The sequence below is a fragment of the Campylobacter sp. genome (assembly GCF_019423325.1).
Lineage (GTDB): Bacteria > Campylobacterota > Campylobacteria > Campylobacterales > Campylobacteraceae > Campylobacter_B.
The window spans coordinates 1-15,125 of sequence record NZ_JAHZBQ010000003.1 but is presented as its reverse complement, the minus strand read 5'-3'; the positions used below and the strand labels follow the sequence as shown (position 1 = coordinate 15,125).

Genomic DNA, 15,125 nt, shown 5'->3' with positions numbered 1-15,125 from the left:
TAAGCTCTAGCTTAGCGGGCTGCGGAATTTTAAATTTAGGCGCTGCCTGTTTGGTCGCTCTGCTGCTTGTTTGTTTGCTCGCTAGCCGTAGTTCATTTGATCGTAGCTTGTTTGATCTTCGCCCGCTGCTTCATGTGATTAGCGACTATCGTTTAGCCGCCGTTTGCCAAGCGTCGTCTGTTTGATCACGGCAAACACTGCACGGCTTTATAGGGTAATGCTTGCGAGTAGAATTTTATCTGTGTCCGCAGCGGTCTTTTTGAGCGCTAGTGCGCCGCAAAACGATAGCAGGGTCGCGATTCGCACACCGCAAGCGACTACAAATTTAAAAAGGACGAAAATGGATCGCAAAAATGAGCCTACAAATTTCAAATCCGCGGATGATGAGATGTTTGCGTTTTTATCGAGCTTGGGCGATCGCTGGCGGGTAAGCGAGGGCGGAGTGAAATTTATAGAGGAAAATTTCGCCTTCGTCGGCTCCAAACCCGTCTTGCGTGGATTGAAAGATTACGCGACCGCGGACTGCCTGAGCTTTGCTGGTGCCAGAAGCTTCATAGACGCAAACCCCGCGGTAAAAGCGAGGATTTTGAGCGGCGAAATCCACTATCTAGGCGATAGTCTAACGAGCGCCGAGGTTAAATTTGCGCCTGAATATTTTTACGATTTTTTAAAATTTATAATGGAGCAGGTCCCAGAACACCACTATTTTTTCAGCCCTACCGCGCGCTGGCTCCTGCTGGTTGCGATGGAGAAATACGTGGAATTCGCGGCTTTGGATTAATGTTTGGGCCCGCGAAAATTTACGAAATTTTACTTCGCCTGTATCGCACGAGTTTGAACTGGTTGCGGCCTGCTACGGCGTGACGGAAGATCGGTTGAAATTTATCGACTGCGGCAAGAACCGCGACGCAGTGGCATAAAATTTAAGCGAGCGCTCCGTTCGCGAACTAGCCCTTGCCTAGCTTGATACGTGCCCTAAAATCGGGCATGATCTGTGCGATGAGCGCGTAAAAATCCGCTCCGTGATTTGCGTGGATGAGGTGCGCGAGCTCGTGCAGCACGACGTATTCGACGAAGCGCGGATCCCGCTCTATCAGGCTTAGCGAGAAGTTGAGATAGCCCTTAGCGTGGTTGCAGCTGCCCCAGCGCGTCTGCATTTTGCGCACCCGTACCCGCGCGATTTTGCGACCTATCCGCGGCGAAAATTTCGCGATATAGCGCAGATAAAGCTCAAGCGCAAAGGCCTTTTTAAACGCCGCAAACTCGCCCTCGCTCTCGCAAAAGATCACGCCTCGTGACATAAAAATTTTATCTTTAAATTTAGAGCTTCGGATAAAATTTTTGATCGTAAAATCGGGCTCGTCGCGCTCCGCCGCTTGCGCGCTTTGCGCTACATTTTGCGGCACGTTTTCGCTCGCGGATTTTGAAATTTTTTCGCTCATGAGCGGAATTTCCTCACTCGTATCAAAACTAAAATTTGAAATTTCTCCGCTCACAGCGGGTTTAAATTTTAAAATTTCTTCGCCCGCGACAGGTTTAAATTTTGAAATTTCATCCCCTGCGGCAGGGTTAAATTTTAAAATTTCACCGCTTGCGGCGGAGTTAAATTTACCTGCGTCGTCGCTTTGTGGAGCGCACCCGTCCGAGTGAAATTTAAAAATCTCGCCGCAGGATTGCTCGAAAACATTTTGAGCCGCCGTATCTATAAACCCGCTGCTTTGTCGCATTGCGCTTTGCTGTGCGAGCCCTTGCGCAGCATCGTCCGGTAGGTCAAATTTCAAATCCTCGCCCGCCGCACTACTTTGCGAAGTGCGTTCGCCCGAGTGAAATTTTAAAATTTCACCTCCCATATCGCCGTCCGCACCGTCATTCATGCCGCCCGTGGCATTGTTTGCGCTGCCGCTCACATCGCCGCCGCTACCGCTTATGTCCGCGCCGCTTTGTAAATGGGCTGAATTTACGCCGCCTGCGCCGCTACTCGCATCGCCATTCGCCCAGTTCATGCAGCTCCGCACGACGCCATCGTTTAAATTTTTACTCGCGCCGCAGTTTGTACCGAGCTCGACCTCGCGGCTAAATTTCAGCTTGTAAATTTTGCCTAAAATTCTAACCTGATCGCTTGCTAAGAGTTTGCTTCGCAGCCGCTCTAGCGTTTGGCGGATCCAGCTTTTGTGCTTTAGGATGAAGTCTTTCGCCTGCGCCGCGGTATAGGAGTGCGGCACGCTGACGCTGATCTCGCACTCTTTATTGATGCGGATGCGCGCGTATTTCATCCGCTTAAAACGCAGACTGATCGGCAAGCCTAGCAAATTTAGACTAACTTTTTGCTCTGCCATTTTTTACTTATCCATCGCGCCGTATTGGCGCTGCCGCGCAGCCACTCGTCGCAGAAAAACCCGATCCAAACGCCCAAAATTCCATACCCCAGATGAATGCCCAAAAGCCAGCCCACGGGGATCGAGACGCCCCACATAAAGATCACGCCCATCGCAAAGGGAAACCTCGCGTCGCCGCTTGCGCGCAGGGCGTTTACGAAGACGATATTAAGCGTCCGTCCGAACTCAAGCCCGAGCGTTAAGTAAAAAAGCGGCCGCATGACCTGCTTGTGCGCCTCGTTTAGGCTCAGTAGCTCCATGATCTGCTCGCGCGCTAAAAACACGATCGCGACAAAAAGCGCCGTCGCCCCAAGCCCAAAGCGCAGCGCGGTAAAAGTGTGTCGGTACGCCTCCTGCGGCTTGGCGGCGCCTACGAGGCGGCCTACGATCACTTCGTTTGCCATGCTGATCGCGCTTCCGCCGAAGAAGATGAATGATGAAATTTGAAAATAGATCGTCTGCACGGTAAGGCTCGCCTCGCCCATGCTCGCTACAAAGGCGAAGGCGACTAGATACTGCACGATCCACAGCATGTTTTCGCCAGCGCTAGGAAGCCCTACGGATAGAATTTTACGCAGCGTGGCGAGCTTGATCTTTAAAAACATCGTGAGGTAAAATTTTATTTTTAGCACCTTCGTAATGATGAGAAAGAATAAAAATACGCCGATCATGCGCCCCGCGATCGTGCTCACGCCGATGCCCTCAAGCCCGTAGTACGGCAGTCCGAACGGCCTAAATAGCACGACGTAGTTGCCCGCGAGAGTTACTAGATTCATCACCACGGAGACCGCGATGATGAAATTTGCGTATCCGTAAACGCGCACGATGGCGCTAAGCACGATCGCGACGGCGTCTATTGCAAAGACGATGCTGATAACCTTAAGATAGATCGCGCTTTCGCTCAAAAGCTCGGCGGGCACCTGCAGCGCGTGCAGCAAAAACGGCGCGCAGCTAAAGACGAAAACGCCGCTACAAAGCCCAACAAGCGCGTTGAACGCGATGCTCGTGTGGATCGCGCGCATGGCTAGGACTTTGTTTTTCGCCCCGAGCGCCTGCGCTACGAGAACCGAGCAGCCCACGGCCAGAAAACCGAAAACGGTGACGAAGAGCAAAAATATCTCGTTGCCCGCCCCAAGCGCGCCTACTAGCGAGACGTCCACGCGCGAGATCATGTAGGTGTTGATAAACGTGGTCACGAGGTGCAAAAACATATCGATGTAGATTGCGAGCGAGAGCCTTAGTAGCGAGATTTCTTTCATATTTTGCCTTTATTTGGGGGAAATTGTAGCCGAAAATTCTTTTAGGTTTGCTTTTACGCAGGGAGCGAGCGGAGTTGTTTTTGCACGCCGTGCGGCATACGTAAAATTAGAATTTACGGCACCCGGCGCGAATATGCGGTGATTTAGCGCAGACGAGCGGTTGATCTCTTTGGCGCTGCGACGGCGGCGAATGGGTGGTTTTAATAAACGGAGCGCGGAATTTTAAACGCAGATGTTTTTAAACGGGCGTCAAGCTATCTCAATAGATTTTGCTTAAATATCGCTAGGATAACGATTGTATCGTTGGGTTCGTCTATTAGATACGGGATTACGAAACCCTTAAATACAAAATCTCTAATTCTATCATCGTCAAAGCTTTTTGATCTACGAAATTTATACGGCATAAAGCTAAGCTCGCCTGCTCGCGCAAAAAGCTCGTTTTTAAAATTTTCTGCCGCATCCTCTGAGCGCTCTGCGATAAATTCTACGATCTTGCTAAGCTGCGCGCGAAATCTTTTAGACTGGATTATTTTCAATTTTTCCAGCCCTTGCCTAGCTCCTCAAAGCCGCTTAGATCGCCGTTTGCGTATGATTTTAAATCTGCATCCATTCCGTTTTTTATCTCGTCGTAACTTTCGCCTGATCTAAACTCCGACAGAATCGTTTCTAAGCTTTTCTCGCCGCTTAGAGTGATCTGCGCGGAGGGATCGATTTTTAAAAAAAGCTTCTTAAAAGTTTCGAGAGTATCGCGATCGACGCCGCTTTGGATCTGCATAGTGATCATTTTAGCTCCTTAAATTTTAGCGATTATAGCAGCTCATAGCTAAATTTAAAATTCCAACCGTTTTAGAGCCAAAGCTCGATAAAATTTTAAAATTTACGCCCGCTAGATCGAATTTCGCTTCCTCATGTGGACCGTGAAGTGCTCCGACGCGTCCTTAAAACCGCACTTTTGTAGGAATTCTCCGGCGCCTTCGGCCTTGTGCAGAGGGGTTACGACAAAGGTGGTGGTGTGCGCAAAGCGCTTATTAAAGGCATTTACGAGCGCCGTGCCGATACCGCGCCTTTGATAATCCTTATGAACTATCACGCAGTAAAGATAGCTCGTAGCGAAGTTGTCGCGGTCGCAAAACGCCTCCAGCACCCCCACGGTCTTGCCTTGCGTTTTGGCGATCGCCACGTAATCATAGGTTCGCCACACCCTGTATGTCTCGTGCGGCGGCACGGAGGCTGCGTTTTGCTCTGTATCCCAACCGATCGAGACCATTATCTCATCCAGATCACTAGGCTTAAAATCGGCGGAATTTTCTAAAATTTCAAACTCCATCTTCGCTCCTTAATTGAAATAGCTTTTCAAATCGCAAGTATATCGCCATAGCTTTAAAACGGCATTAAATATCAATTAGCGGCTCTTTCGTCGAGGTTTAAATTTTAAAATTTAAAGGCGCGGCAGGGCGCGGTGCGTAAATTTAAATCCGAATTTAAAATTCTAACCATTTACCGCAATTTGATATAAACTCGGCAAAATTTTCCCAAGGATCCCCGATGCAAACGCTTGATTTTCACGTCCATCTGCTAAGCAAGGAGGTGCGCTTCGACCGCCCTTACGACAGGCTTGCGCTGCGCCTTTTCGGCAGGCGCTTCGGCATAGACGTATCGCGCGCGATCAAAGAGCCATACGAGGCCTATGTGGACGCTCTGCTCGGCGGGCTTAGAGCTTCGAAATACGTTAAAAAGGCGGTACTTTTCGGCGTGGATGCTAAATTTAGCGACACGGGCGAGCTAATCCATCGCGATAAGACCGTCTGCGCGGACAACGACAGCGTGTTCGAAATTTATCAAAAAAACCCTGATCTCATCGTGCCGTTTTTTAGCATCAATCCGAAGCGAGCGGACGCGCTAGATGAGATCGATCGCTGCTTTGAGCTCGGATTTAAGGGGGCGAAATTTTTACAAAACTATTGGGATCTGGATACGAGGCTGCCTCGCTACGTGCCGTATTTTGAAAAGCTCGCCAAGTTCGGCTTGCCGCTGGTGATCCACGTCGGCAACGAAAGCTCGGTGCCCAGCACTCGCCGCTGCGAGGCGTTGGAGATGATCTACGCGCCGCTTGAGCTGGGCGTTACGACGGTGTGCGCGCACATGGCGATTAACTACGAATATTCGCATATTTTTCGTGCGCTCTCGCGCCGCCCGCGAAATTTCGGACACGATTATTTTGCGCTTCTAGCGCTTCTGCGCACGCACAAAAACCTCTACGCCGACGTTTCCGCGCTTATGACGCCGGTGCGCGCCAAGGCTCTGCCGCATCTGGCGAGCCAAACGGACGTGCACTCGCGCCTGCTTTACGCTTCTGACTTTCCAGTGCCCTATTCTGCGATATACAACACCTACGATCTGCGCCTGTCGCAGCGTATCGCACTGCATAAAGAGCCCAACCCTTTCGATCGCAACGCGCGCGGACTGCTCGCGTATTTCGGCGAGGAGAGCGAGCTGTGGAGCAATTATAAAAAAATTCTGCCCTTTGCGTAGACGGCGAAATTCGATGAAATTTAGAAGGCGGGCGTGAATTTTATAAAATATTTTTTCTCGGAAATTTTTAGGTTATTTAAGCTTCTCGTAGGCGCCGCGCTTGTGCTAACTGCAGGGTTTTTAATCTACAAACTATTCTTTGCGGAGCCGGATTTGGCGGAAAATTATGAGCAAAATCGCGTTCAAATTTTAGCCCTGCGCGATTTTGCACGCGAGATAAAACCTGGGGGAGTTTCTTTTGACGTCCGTTTTGACGGCGACGGGGTCTCAAGCATGATAGCCGTGAATAAAGACAAAAACCGAAGTGCGAGTTTTTATAGTATAGACGAAAAGACGAACGAGCGCGTCGTTTTAAAAATTTTAGGCTGGGATTTTGGGACTTTTAATGAACTTAAAGCCAAAGTAAAAAGCGCAAATGCCCAGGGCGTAAGCATCTGGGAGGGCGAGGATAAAACCGCTATTTATTACAAAGACGGGTTTGTGTCGGAATTTTATGAGATTTTCGAGGGTCCTGCGAGCGAGGCCGTGAAAAAAGACTACGAGATCGGCTGTGATGATAGATTTGCCGCAGACGGCGTGGTGATGGCGCGCGACGGAGGCGCTACGACGAGCTTTATATGCGTGGATAAGGACGGCTACGGTATTAAACGCAGGTAAATTTTACAGCGGTTTTGTATGAAATTTTAGCGGGAATTTTTGTAGGATTTTTTATCCTTGTTGCGGATATATTGCGAGAATTTTTTGCTGTTATTGCAGATATTTTAGGGTTGTAAGAATACTTTGCAGCTCCAGTTTTGTCGAGCCTGTCGTTTAATTGCTCGCTCGACGCTAAATTTTAAAATTTAAACCGAGCGGCGTGTATCGTAGTATCAAAGCACTCTTTGACGCGGTACAAATTTTGAAATTTCAGCAGTTTAATTTAGTTCGCAGGTACGATAAACGAAATGGTGAGATCATACACGGCGCCGCACCGCTTTAAATTTAGCTCACAGACGCGCTAAATCCTAGCCGCGACATGATTTGCTTTAATTTTATAACGACGGCTCGCTTTAAGTTTTAAACCGCTAGCGCAACCTTCAAAATTTAGCGGCAGTCTGCTTGAAATCCGCATACACCGCATCGCCTATGCCGCATCGACGCTGCGTTGCATGATTTACGCTCAAAGCTGCTAAAATACCAACGACGCGTTGTGTCATTCGCGCCGAATTGCGCTGCACCATTCTTGTCGCACCGCTTGCGCTATAAAATTTTAATGCGAGTTTGTTTTAAATTTCATTGCATCGCACAAAAAACCGCTGGCGAGAAATTCTAGCGGCGGCTCGCTTTAAATTTACGCTTCGTGCCGCTTCTCGGCTCGTTTGTTTCAATCTCTCGCAGCGCCTATTTGTCGCGCCTGCCGTTTAATTGCCCGCCCCGCTAAATTTTAAAATTTACTCGAATTTTAGGAATTTATGAGGCTTAAAAGCGCCTTTGAAATTCTTGCGATCTCATCTTGCATATGCCCGCCCGGATTTTGCTCAAACTCCGCTTTCGCACCCGCACTGCGGCATTTTGCGATAAAATTTCGCGCAGTCTCTCCGTAGAGTGCTCCGCGCGGATTTTTCGGGTTCATCTCGGCCTCGCCCAAGGATGCGTAGACATGCGCCAACCCCCTTTGCGGCGAGTGCGCGGCGACGAAGGCATCAAAGCCGCTAAACCAAAACGACGCCGAGACGCAGGCGATCTTTTGAAATTTATCGCTCGCAAACGCCGCATACGCGCTAAAAAGCCCCGCCAGCGAGTATCCCGCGCACGCTCGCCACGTAGGCTTTCCCGCGCCGAATACGTGCCGCTCGATACGCGGGATCAGCTCGTCCGTAAATTTTTCTAAGTGCGCCGCGCCGCCGCCTGCGAAATCGCGCACCCCCTTAAACGGCGATTTTGCCGCCCACGGGCTAAGCTTATCGCCCCACTGCACCTCGTTTAGATAGATCGCCGCAAGCACGAAATCCGCGCCGCTTTGTCGCGAGACGAGCTCGTAAATTTCGCCCATGCCGGTCGCGCCAAAGTCCAAGGCGTGCAGGTATATGATCGGCACGGCACCCAAGCGGGGCGAGGCGATTTGTGCAGACGCGGCTGGCACTATATTCGGCATCGATGACGCGGATGAAATCGAGTCGGTAGCCGCCGTAAATTCGGGTGCAGTATCTAGCACGGACGACGCAGCGGGTTGAATGGCTTGTGCCTTAGGCGCGGCGAGAGAGGAGGGAAAAGCGGGCGCGATGGACGTAACGAGCGGTGTATTCGGTGCTGCAGACGCGGGAGGCTCAGATGAAGTAGCCTGCGCGGACAGACCGAACGGAACGGCGGGCGGATCATCCCGTGCGGATGAGGGGGACGGTAGAAGCTCAGATGAGACAAATTGCGCGGATGCAGAGGTGTCTGGCAGGGTATCCGACGTGGATTTGATAGACTGTGCGTGCGTAGTTGTCCCAAAAGACGGCGCGTGCGGGGCGAAAATTTCTACGCGCAAGCCGTTAAATTCCAAACTTTGCATCGCTAAAGCCTTAAAAGTTATTAAAATTTAATAGAATTTTGTGTAAAATCATCAAATTTAACACTAGAGGAACTTAAAATTGGCTTTGATCGAGCTTATCGATGTTACGAAAAAATTCGGCTCTCATGTCGTTTTGGACGGCGTAAATTTCGCACTGGACGCTAACGAGCGCGTCGCCGTGATCGGCAAAAACGGCGGCGGCAAGTCCACGCTGATGAAGATAATTGCAGGTCTGTGCGAGATTGACGAGGGACGCGTGATCACTCAAAACGGGCTAAATATCCAGATGCTCGCTCAAACGCCTAAATTTGACGAAAATCTCTCAGTCAAAGACGCGCTGCGACGGGAGCTAGCCGAAATTTACGCCGCCCTTAGCGAATACGATGCGATCTCGAGCAAAATCGCCGCACAGCCCGAAAACAAGGAGCTTTTGGCGCGCCAGGACGAGCTGATTAAATTTATCGAGGCCAAGGACGGCTGGCAGATCGATAATAAGATCGAGCAGGTGCTGCAAAATTTCGGACTTAAAATTTACGAAAACCGCTCCGTCTGTACGCTTAGCGGCGGCGAAATTCGTCGCGTGGCGTTGGGTGCGCTGGTGCTTAAAAAGCCCGACGTGCTGCTGCTGGACGAGCCCACGAACCACCTCGACGTCTATATGGTGAAATTTTTAGAGGAGATGCTGCTTAGCTCGAAGCAGACGATCGTTTTTATCAGCCACGATCGCTACTTCATAGACCGCTTGGCGACGCGCAGTATCGAGATCGAAGAGGGTAAAATTTCAAATTTCGACGGCGGATACGAGAACTATCTGAGGCGCAAGCAGGAGATGCTTGCTTCGCTCGAAAAGTCCCACGAGACGCTGCTTAAACAGCTGCGCGCCGAGGAGGAGTGGCTGCACCGCGGCGTAAAAGCTCGCCTAAAGCGCAACGAAGGGCGCAAGGCGCGTATCATGCAGATGAGGCAGGATGCGAAGAAAAACCCGGGCGCGATCCGTCGCGTGCGGCTCGAGCTGGAGCGCGCGAGCAGGAGCTTTAACGGCACGGGCGGCGACAATCGCAAAAAAATGCTCTTTGAATGCACGAATATCGGTAAAATTTTAAATGGCAAGGTGCTTTTCAAGGGCTTTTCGGCGCGGGTTTTGCAGGGCGAGCGTATCGGTATCGTAGGCGCTAACGGCGCTGGCAAAAGCACTCTGCTTAAAATTCTACTCGGTCGCAGCAAGATCGATGCGGGCGAGATCAAACGCGGCGAGATCAGGATCGGCTACTTCGATCAGACCCGCAGCGGTATCACGGACGATAAAAGCATAATCGAAATTTTCTGCCCCAACGGCGGCGATCATATAAGCGTCCGCGGCAGCTACATGCACGTCTATGGGTATTTGAAAAATTTCTTGTTTCCGAAGGAATTTTTAGACAAACCCGTGGGCGTGCTTAGCGGCGGCGAAAAGAACCGCCTGGCGCTTGCCAAGCTCTTTACTGAGCAGTACGATTGCCTGATTTTGGACGAGCCCACAAACGATCTTGATATCGCGACGATCAATATTTTGGAAGACTATCTGCTAAGCTTCGAAGGTGCGGTAATCATCGTAAGCCACGATCGCTATTTCATCGATAAGATTACAAATAAGCTTTGGGTTTTTGAAAAAAACGGCACGATCGATCAAATTCAAATGCCCTATTCGCAGTATTTGGAGTTTGAAGACGAGATGGCGGAGATTGACCAGATCGAGGCCGACGCTGGCGCGAGTGCGAGCGAGGACGAAGGCGGTCGCGAAAACAAAAAGGAAAAAACGAGCGCCGCGAAGCTTAGCTACAAGCAGAATAAAATTTTAGAGGAGTATCCCGCTAAAATCGAGGCTATCGAGGCGCGTATAAAAGAGCTAAATCACGCGCTTTCGACGCCTGAAATTTATCAAAAGCTCGGTATGCAGGGGCTTTTTGAAGAACTTGAAGAAAAAAGAGGAACGTTAAACAGTATGGAAAATGAATATTACGAAGTGCTTTCGCTTGCCGAGAGCCTAAAGTAGGCGCGATGGTTTGGTTTTTGATCTTTTTATACGCGCTTTACACGATTTATAAAATTTCGCTCGATCTGCTCGAGCTAAGCTTCATTCGCGCCAAGCTAAAAGAGCCTGCAGTGGTGCTTAGCGAGGATGATTATCACAAGGCGGGCGAGGTCGGCGCGGTAAATTTAAAATTTAATATATTTTCGCACTGCTTTTCTTTTGCGGTGGCGCTTATTTGGATACTTGCAGGCGCTGGCGCGTTACAGCGCGCAATATATGAGCTAGCTGGCGACGGGATTTTTGCGCAGAGCTGCTTCGTGACGGCGTTTTTAATTATCGGCGGCGCGATATCGCTTCCGCTTGAGATTTACAAAACCTTTGTTAAAGACAGACGCCTAGGCTTTTCCACGATAACGCCCGCCGTTTTCGTAAAAGACGCGCTAAAATCGCTTGCGCTCACGCTGGTTTTTGGCTTTGCAGTAGCCTCTGCGCTCGTTTTTTGCGTAAATAGCCTGGGCACGCACTGGTGGGTCTGGGGCTTTCTGCTAAGCTTCGGCGTAGTTTTACTGATAAATTTGATCTATCCGACCGTTATCGCACCGCTGTTTAATAAGATGCAGCCGCTACAGCAAGGTGAGCTAAAAGAGCGCATAGAGGGGCTTTTGCAGCGCTGCGGCTTTAAAAGTAGCGGCGTTTTTACGATCGACGTAAGCAAGCGCGACAAGCGCCTAAACGCCTATTTCGGCGGCTTCGGCGCGACGAAAAAGGTCGTGCTCTTCGACACGCTCATAGAAAAGCTGAGCGAGGATGAAATTTTAGCCGTTTTAGGGCACGAGCTCGGGCATTTCAAACACGGCGATGTTTTGAAAAATTTAGCGCTTAGCTTCGTGCTTTTGGGCGCGACATTCGCGGTATTCGGAAACCTTCCCGGGGGCGTGTTTGGCGCGCTGGGGCTTAGCGAGGGCGGGGGCGCGACGCTGGTTTTTATGATTTTGTTTGCGCCGATCTTGCATGCGTTTTTTGAGCCGGTGATCTCCAAGTTTAGCCGCATGCACGAATTTAGCGCGGACCGGCACGGTGCCAGCATGCAGGATAAAAAGAGCATGATCGGCGCGCTAAAGAAGCTGGGCAGCGAAAACAAGGCGTTTCCGCTCGCTCATAAAATTTACGCCGCGGTGTATCATTCGCACCCGAGCCTGTATGAGCGCATAAGAGAGCTTGATGAGGATCGCTGAGGCGCTAAGATGGGGCTTGGGGCAGTGCGGCTCAAAATACGTCGCGCGCGAAATTTTAAAATTCTGTGAGCGCCTTGAAGGTGAGCAGCTCGTGCTAAGATGCTCGGAAGAGCTCGCGCATGAAGCGGAATTTCGCGCCAAGATAGCCGAGTTCAAAGACGGTCGCCCGCTTGAATACATCACGCAAAGCTGCGAGTTTATGGGCTTTAAATTTTACGTCGACGAGCGAGTGTTGATACCGCGCTGCGAGACCGAAATTTTAGTGAAAAAAGCTCTTATTTTGGCGCAGAGCTTGGGCGAGCCGCGCATTTGCGAGATCGGCACGGGCAGCGGCATAATAGCTATCTGTTTAAAAAAACTCCTTCCTTCTTGCCGCATCGCGGCCAGTGACATCAGCGCGGATGCGCTTGAGGTGGCGCGCGCAAACGCCGCAAATTTGGGCGCAGACGTCGAGTTTCTACACTGCGCCTACGCGGATGAGATCGCGGGCGAGTTTGATCTCATCGTCTCAAATCCGCCCTATATCGCAAACTCCTACGCATTGGACGCGCGCGTGCTGCAAGAGCCGAAACAGGCGCTGTTTGGCGGCGAGAGGGGGGATGAAATTTTAAAATGCATCGTGCTGATCGCTGCACGGCGCGCAAAATTTCTAGCCTGCGAGATGGGCTACGATCAAAAGCAGAGTTTGTCGGCGTTTTTGCGCGAGCAGGGCTTTAGGGCGGAATTTTACAAAGATTTGGCGCAGTTTGATCGCGGATTCGTCGCGCGAAATTTAAACAGATCGTAGGCGCGCCGTGCAAAGCTCGCAACTACGCAGACTGCTTTATTACAAAGCGTTCGGCTACCGCTACGTAGGCGCCGAAATTTTAAGCGGCGGCGCACGATTTTTTAAGGCGCTGGACGCGCTAAAATCCGCTACCGCCGAGTGCAATCTCTGCGAGCTTGCCAAAACGCGCACGAGCTCTAGCGAGCAAAATTTTAAAAATTTAAAAACTATCAAAAATTTCAAAACTCCTACGAGCATAAAACTTATGATCGTAGCTCTAGCGCCGGGCGTTAGCGAGGGTTTTGGCGGCGGTTTGGAGGCTGAGATTGAAGCGGCGCTGGATCAAATTTGCGCACCGGAAGAAATTTATTTTAGCTTTCTGATAAGGTGCGCGGTGCCGCAAAATAGGCGCATAAGCTCGGAAATAATTTTAAAATGCGCGCCGTATCTGACTGATGAAATCAAAATTTTAAAACCCAAAGTCGTGCTCTGCCTAGGGGAGCTCTGCTGTAAAATCGTGCTGCGAAACGGCGATCTGGCGGGCATGGACGCGCTGCACGGCTCGGTCTTTAACGAGGGCGGCATCAGTTTCGTGCCGAGCTTCGATCCTGCATTCATCGCGCAAAATCCGAGCAAGGCGGAGCTTTTCAAAGAGGATCTGCAAAAGATAAAAGAGCTGTTATGAGGTGCATTTTGGCGCTTTCTTTGCGTGCCGTTTTGATTTTGCGCGCAGCTTTTTGCGCGGACGCCGCGATTTTCATTGCGGCGAGCGGACGGGGCGAATTTAGCCTGCTTAAATTTCACGGACTAGCGGGATTTTAGCGGAGTAAAACACAGACTCGATCTGCGCGGGTTGAAATTTAATGGCGAGAAATTTCATAAAGCGGCGGGGCAAGGCAAAATTTAACGCCATCGCAAAATTCTGATATTTTTAATTTTGCTTTCTATCTGGCTATCTCGGGGCGCGTGAGGGATTTGCGTTGCGACGTAGCGTTAAATTTAAACCTCAATGCCGAGCGAAATTCTATGTCGTAAAATTTTATCTAGCCTGTAAATTTTATTTTGCCTAAGAGCTCTGCGTATCCTTAAATTTTACGCCTAAGGTCGGTCTGCGCTATGTTTGCACCGCACGACTAGGTAAATTTGAACTCGCGAGATAAATTTATCTCAAAGATTTGAAAAATTCTAAAATTTCGGCGCTAAATTTGATTGGCCTGCCGTCTTTTACGAAGGCGATTTTTACGTCCTGCACGTATAAAAGCTCGCTGAAATCTACGTTTTTAATATCTTTGATCTTGTAAATTTCTTGTCGCAAAATGGCGCTGGCGTTTTTGAGCGCAGCTAGGCTCGTGTGAATTTCAAGCGTATCGCCGAGGCGCGCGGGGCGGAGAAATTTAGCGCAAAGCTCGCTAACTACGAAGTGTGCGTCCGCGCGCGCGAAGTCCACCCCTGCCTGCATAAGCGCCTCGCTGCGCGCCCGCTCGCAAAATTTAATGTAGTTGGCGTGATACACGATGCCCTGCGCGTCGGTATCTTCGTAGTAAATTTTAATCTGCATCGGCTGCGCTTTGCTCTGGTGCTGCCTTTTTCGCGGCGAGGGCGGGGAGGATTTTTGCGAAAAACAGCACCATTTGAAACACGATGATGAGTTTCATGCACCATTCGCTAGCCGCGTGGATTTGGGCAAATTCCTGCGTCATCGTCGCTTCTGCACCGATCTTTTGGGCATTTATGACGTAGTCGGTAAAGTAAAGCACGAAAAGCAGGGCAAGTATGATATTTATGAGCGTCAGCATCAGAGTCGAAAGGCGCAAGCGAAAGGATTGCGATTTGTTATTGTTGAAATTTATCATCTCAAAAACGAGACAGATGATCGAGACTGCGATGAGGATGCCGCCGTATTTTACGAAGATCTCGCTCATTAGCTTGCCGCTTTGAAAGTGCGATAGCACGCCCTCTCCGGTAATCTGCTGCGGAAAAAATACCACGGGCGCGACGAGTGCGCCGAGCGAGAGCTCGATGCCGATAAGGGCCGCGATGATGAAGATATAGATAGAAAAAATTGCGCGCATAGAAATCCTTTTAAATTTTGATAAATTTTAAATCGGACGTGATTATAGCGAAATCTTATAATCGTGCGCTTAAGTGTTTTGCAAGCAGGTTTTATGGACGAATGGGTGCGGTCGGCGGTCGCAAACATGATGAAATTTTGAATTTTTGGATGCAACGGCATGCGAAATTTATAAAATTTTTATTGGAGAGCAGAGAAGAAATTTTGTATTAAAACGCACTGCGGCTAAAATTTCATTATGAAATTTAAAATTTTCCAAATCGTTTTTTAAAATTTCTAATGCCCATTCAGCCCCCTTTAAGCATCGCTCTTGTATAATCACAATTCTGTTTCGCACCGA

18 protein-coding genes are annotated in these 15,125 nt (G+C 49.9%); 10 read left to right on the top strand and 8 right to left on the bottom strand.

Annotation, left to right across the window (positions count from 1 at the left end; all coding sequences use genetic code 11):
* The first annotated feature begins 163 nt into the window (after positions 1-163).
* Positions 164-781, top strand: coding sequence for a hypothetical protein (locus QZ367_RS07890; RefSeq protein WP_291939348.1), 618 nt, complete (start codon positions 164-166; stop codon positions 779-781).
* Between the two features lie 166 nt (positions 782-947).
* Here QZ367_RS07890 and QZ367_RS07885 read toward each other — a convergent pair whose 3' ends face one another.
* The 5 genes from QZ367_RS07885 to QZ367_RS07865 all read right to left on the bottom strand — a co-directional run bounded on the left by QZ367_RS07885 (position 948) and on the right by QZ367_RS07865 (position 4,961).
* Entirely contained in the window at positions 948-2,336 is a 1,389-nt protein-coding gene (locus QZ367_RS07885) for a M48 family metallopeptidase (protein WP_291939347.1), read from the bottom strand.
* Positions 2,312-3,634 carry an MATE family efflux transporter gene (locus tag QZ367_RS07880; RefSeq protein ID WP_291939345.1) on the bottom strand — a complete coding sequence of 441 codons (1,323 nt, stop codon included), beginning with the start codon at positions 3,632-3,634 and terminating at the stop codon, positions 2,312-2,314. The genes QZ367_RS07885 and QZ367_RS07880 overlap by 25 nt, the downstream gene beginning before the upstream one ends.
* Before the next feature lie 254 nt (positions 3,635-3,888).
* Positions 3,889-4,170 (bottom strand): type II toxin-antitoxin system RelE/ParE family toxin, encoded by a 282-nt coding sequence (locus tag QZ367_RS07875; RefSeq protein ID WP_291939343.1) that lies wholly within the window; start codon positions 4,168-4,170, stop codon positions 3,889-3,891.
* Entirely contained in the window at positions 4,167-4,418 is a 252-nt protein-coding gene (locus QZ367_RS07870; protein ID WP_291939341.1) for a hypothetical protein, read from the bottom strand. Before QZ367_RS07870 ends, QZ367_RS07875 begins: the two co-directional genes overlap by 4 nt.
* Before the next feature lie 102 nt (positions 4,419-4,520).
* Complete coding sequence (locus QZ367_RS07865; protein WP_291939340.1) at positions 4,521-4,961, bottom strand: GNAT family N-acetyltransferase; 441 nt, start codon at positions 4,959-4,961, stop codon at positions 4,521-4,523.
* Positions 4,962-5,179: 218 nt separating this feature from the next.
* Here QZ367_RS07865 and QZ367_RS07860 point away from each other — a divergent pair, with 218 nt between their 5' ends.
* Entirely contained in the window at positions 5,180-6,166 is a 987-nt protein-coding gene (locus QZ367_RS07860) for an amidohydrolase family protein (RefSeq protein WP_291939338.1), read from the top strand.
* A 33-nt stretch (positions 6,167-6,199) separates the two neighbouring features.
* A complete protein-coding gene (locus tag QZ367_RS07855) occupies positions 6,200-6,823 on the top strand; it encodes a hypothetical protein (protein WP_291939337.1) in 624 nt (207 codons plus the stop codon).
* A 784-nt stretch (positions 6,824-7,607) separates the two neighbouring features.
* Here QZ367_RS07855 and QZ367_RS07850 read toward each other — a convergent pair.
* Entirely contained in the window at positions 7,608-8,243 is a 636-nt protein-coding gene (locus tag QZ367_RS07850) for an alpha/beta hydrolase-fold protein (protein ID WP_291939335.1), read from the bottom strand.
* Between QZ367_RS07850 and QZ367_RS07845 the strand changes: the two genes are divergently transcribed.
* From QZ367_RS07845 to QZ367_RS07815, 7 genes are read left to right on the top strand one after another with little or no spacing between them, the layout of a single operon-like run.
* Positions 8,233-8,379, top strand: a complete 147-nt coding sequence (locus tag QZ367_RS07845; protein WP_291939333.1) for a hypothetical protein — start codon at positions 8,233-8,235, stop codon at positions 8,377-8,379. The genes QZ367_RS07850 and QZ367_RS07845 overlap by 11 nt on opposite strands.
* Positions 8,380-8,733, top strand: a complete 354-nt coding sequence (locus QZ367_RS07840) for a hypothetical protein (protein ID WP_291939330.1) — start codon at positions 8,380-8,382, stop codon at positions 8,731-8,733.
* Between the two features lie 48 nt (positions 8,734-8,781).
* Positions 8,782-10,734, top strand: a complete 1,953-nt coding sequence (abc-f, locus tag QZ367_RS07835) for a ribosomal protection-like ABC-F family protein (RefSeq protein ID WP_291939327.1) — start codon at positions 8,782-8,784, stop codon at positions 10,732-10,734.
* Positions 10,735-10,739: 5 nt separating this feature from the next.
* Positions 10,740-11,948, top strand: a complete 1,209-nt coding sequence (locus QZ367_RS07830; RefSeq protein WP_291939324.1) for a M48 family metallopeptidase — start codon at positions 10,740-10,742, stop codon at positions 11,946-11,948.
* Positions 11,935-12,735 (top strand): peptide chain release factor N(5)-glutamine methyltransferase, encoded by an 801-nt coding sequence (gene prmC, locus QZ367_RS07825; protein ID WP_291939322.1) that lies wholly within the window; start codon positions 11,935-11,937, stop codon positions 12,733-12,735. Before QZ367_RS07830 ends, prmC begins: the two co-directional genes overlap by 14 nt.
* A gap of 7 nt (positions 12,736-12,742) precedes the next feature.
* Positions 12,743-13,399, top strand: coding sequence for a uracil-DNA glycosylase family protein (locus QZ367_RS07820; RefSeq protein WP_291939319.1), 657 nt, complete (start codon positions 12,743-12,745; stop codon positions 13,397-13,399).
* Positions 13,396-13,536, top strand: coding sequence for a hypothetical protein (locus QZ367_RS07815; protein ID WP_291939316.1), 141 nt, complete (start codon positions 13,396-13,398; stop codon positions 13,534-13,536). The genes QZ367_RS07820 and QZ367_RS07815 overlap by 4 nt, the downstream gene beginning before the upstream one ends.
* Positions 13,537-13,876: 340 nt before the next feature.
* On the opposite strand, the gene QZ367_RS07810 is transcribed toward QZ367_RS07815, so the two are convergent.
* Together QZ367_RS07810 and QZ367_RS07805 are read right to left on the bottom strand one after the other, a co-directional pair.
* On the bottom strand, positions 13,877-14,272 hold the full coding sequence (locus tag QZ367_RS07810; RefSeq protein WP_291939313.1) for a YbgC/FadM family acyl-CoA thioesterase: 396 nt from the start codon (positions 14,270-14,272) through the stop codon (positions 13,877-13,879).
* Positions 14,262-14,786: a DUF4149 domain-containing protein gene (locus QZ367_RS07805; protein WP_291939310.1), complete on the bottom strand. Its 525-nt coding sequence runs from the start codon at positions 14,784-14,786 to the stop codon at positions 14,262-14,264. Before QZ367_RS07805 ends, QZ367_RS07810 begins: the two co-directional genes overlap by 11 nt.
* Between the last annotated feature and the right edge of the window lie 339 nt (positions 14,787-15,125).

Excerpts from the sequence above, each read along its gene's own strand:
- QZ367_RS07885 (WP_291939347.1), bottom strand. The coding sequence starts at position 2,336 with ATGGCAGAGCAAAAAGTTAGTCTAAATTTGCTAGGCTTGCCGATCAGT.
- QZ367_RS07880 (WP_291939345.1), bottom strand. The coding sequence starts at position 3,634 with ATGAAAGAAATCTCGCTACTAAGGCTCTCGCTCGCAATCTACATCGAT.
- QZ367_RS07870 (WP_291939341.1), bottom strand. The coding sequence starts at position 4,418 with ATGATCACTATGCAGATCCAAAGCGGCGTCGATCGCGATACTCTCGAA.
- QZ367_RS07865 (WP_291939340.1), bottom strand. The coding sequence starts at position 4,961 with ATGGAGTTTGAAATTTTAGAAAATTCCGCCGATTTTAAGCCTAGTGAT.
- QZ367_RS07860 (WP_291939338.1), top strand. The coding sequence starts at position 5,180 with ATGCAAACGCTTGATTTTCACGTCCATCTGCTAAGCAAGGAGGTGCGC.
- QZ367_RS07845 (WP_291939333.1), top strand. The coding sequence starts at position 8,233 with ATGATCGGCACGGCACCCAAGCGGGGCGAGGCGATTTGTGCAGACGCG.
- QZ367_RS07840 (WP_291939330.1), top strand. The coding sequence starts at position 8,380 with ATGGCTTGTGCCTTAGGCGCGGCGAGAGAGGAGGGAAAAGCGGGCGCG.
- QZ367_RS07830 (WP_291939324.1), top strand. The coding sequence starts at position 10,740 with ATGGTTTGGTTTTTGATCTTTTTATACGCGCTTTACACGATTTATAAA.
- prmC (WP_291939322.1), top strand. The coding sequence starts at position 11,935 with ATGAGGATCGCTGAGGCGCTAAGATGGGGCTTGGGGCAGTGCGGCTCA.
- QZ367_RS07815 (WP_291939316.1), top strand. The coding sequence starts at position 13,396 with ATGAGGTGCATTTTGGCGCTTTCTTTGCGTGCCGTTTTGATTTTGCGC.
- QZ367_RS07810 (WP_291939313.1), bottom strand. The coding sequence starts at position 14,272 with ATGCAGATTAAAATTTACTACGAAGATACCGACGCGCAGGGCATCGTG.
- QZ367_RS07805 (WP_291939310.1), bottom strand. The coding sequence starts at position 14,786 with ATGCGCGCAATTTTTTCTATCTATATCTTCATCATCGCGGCCCTTATC.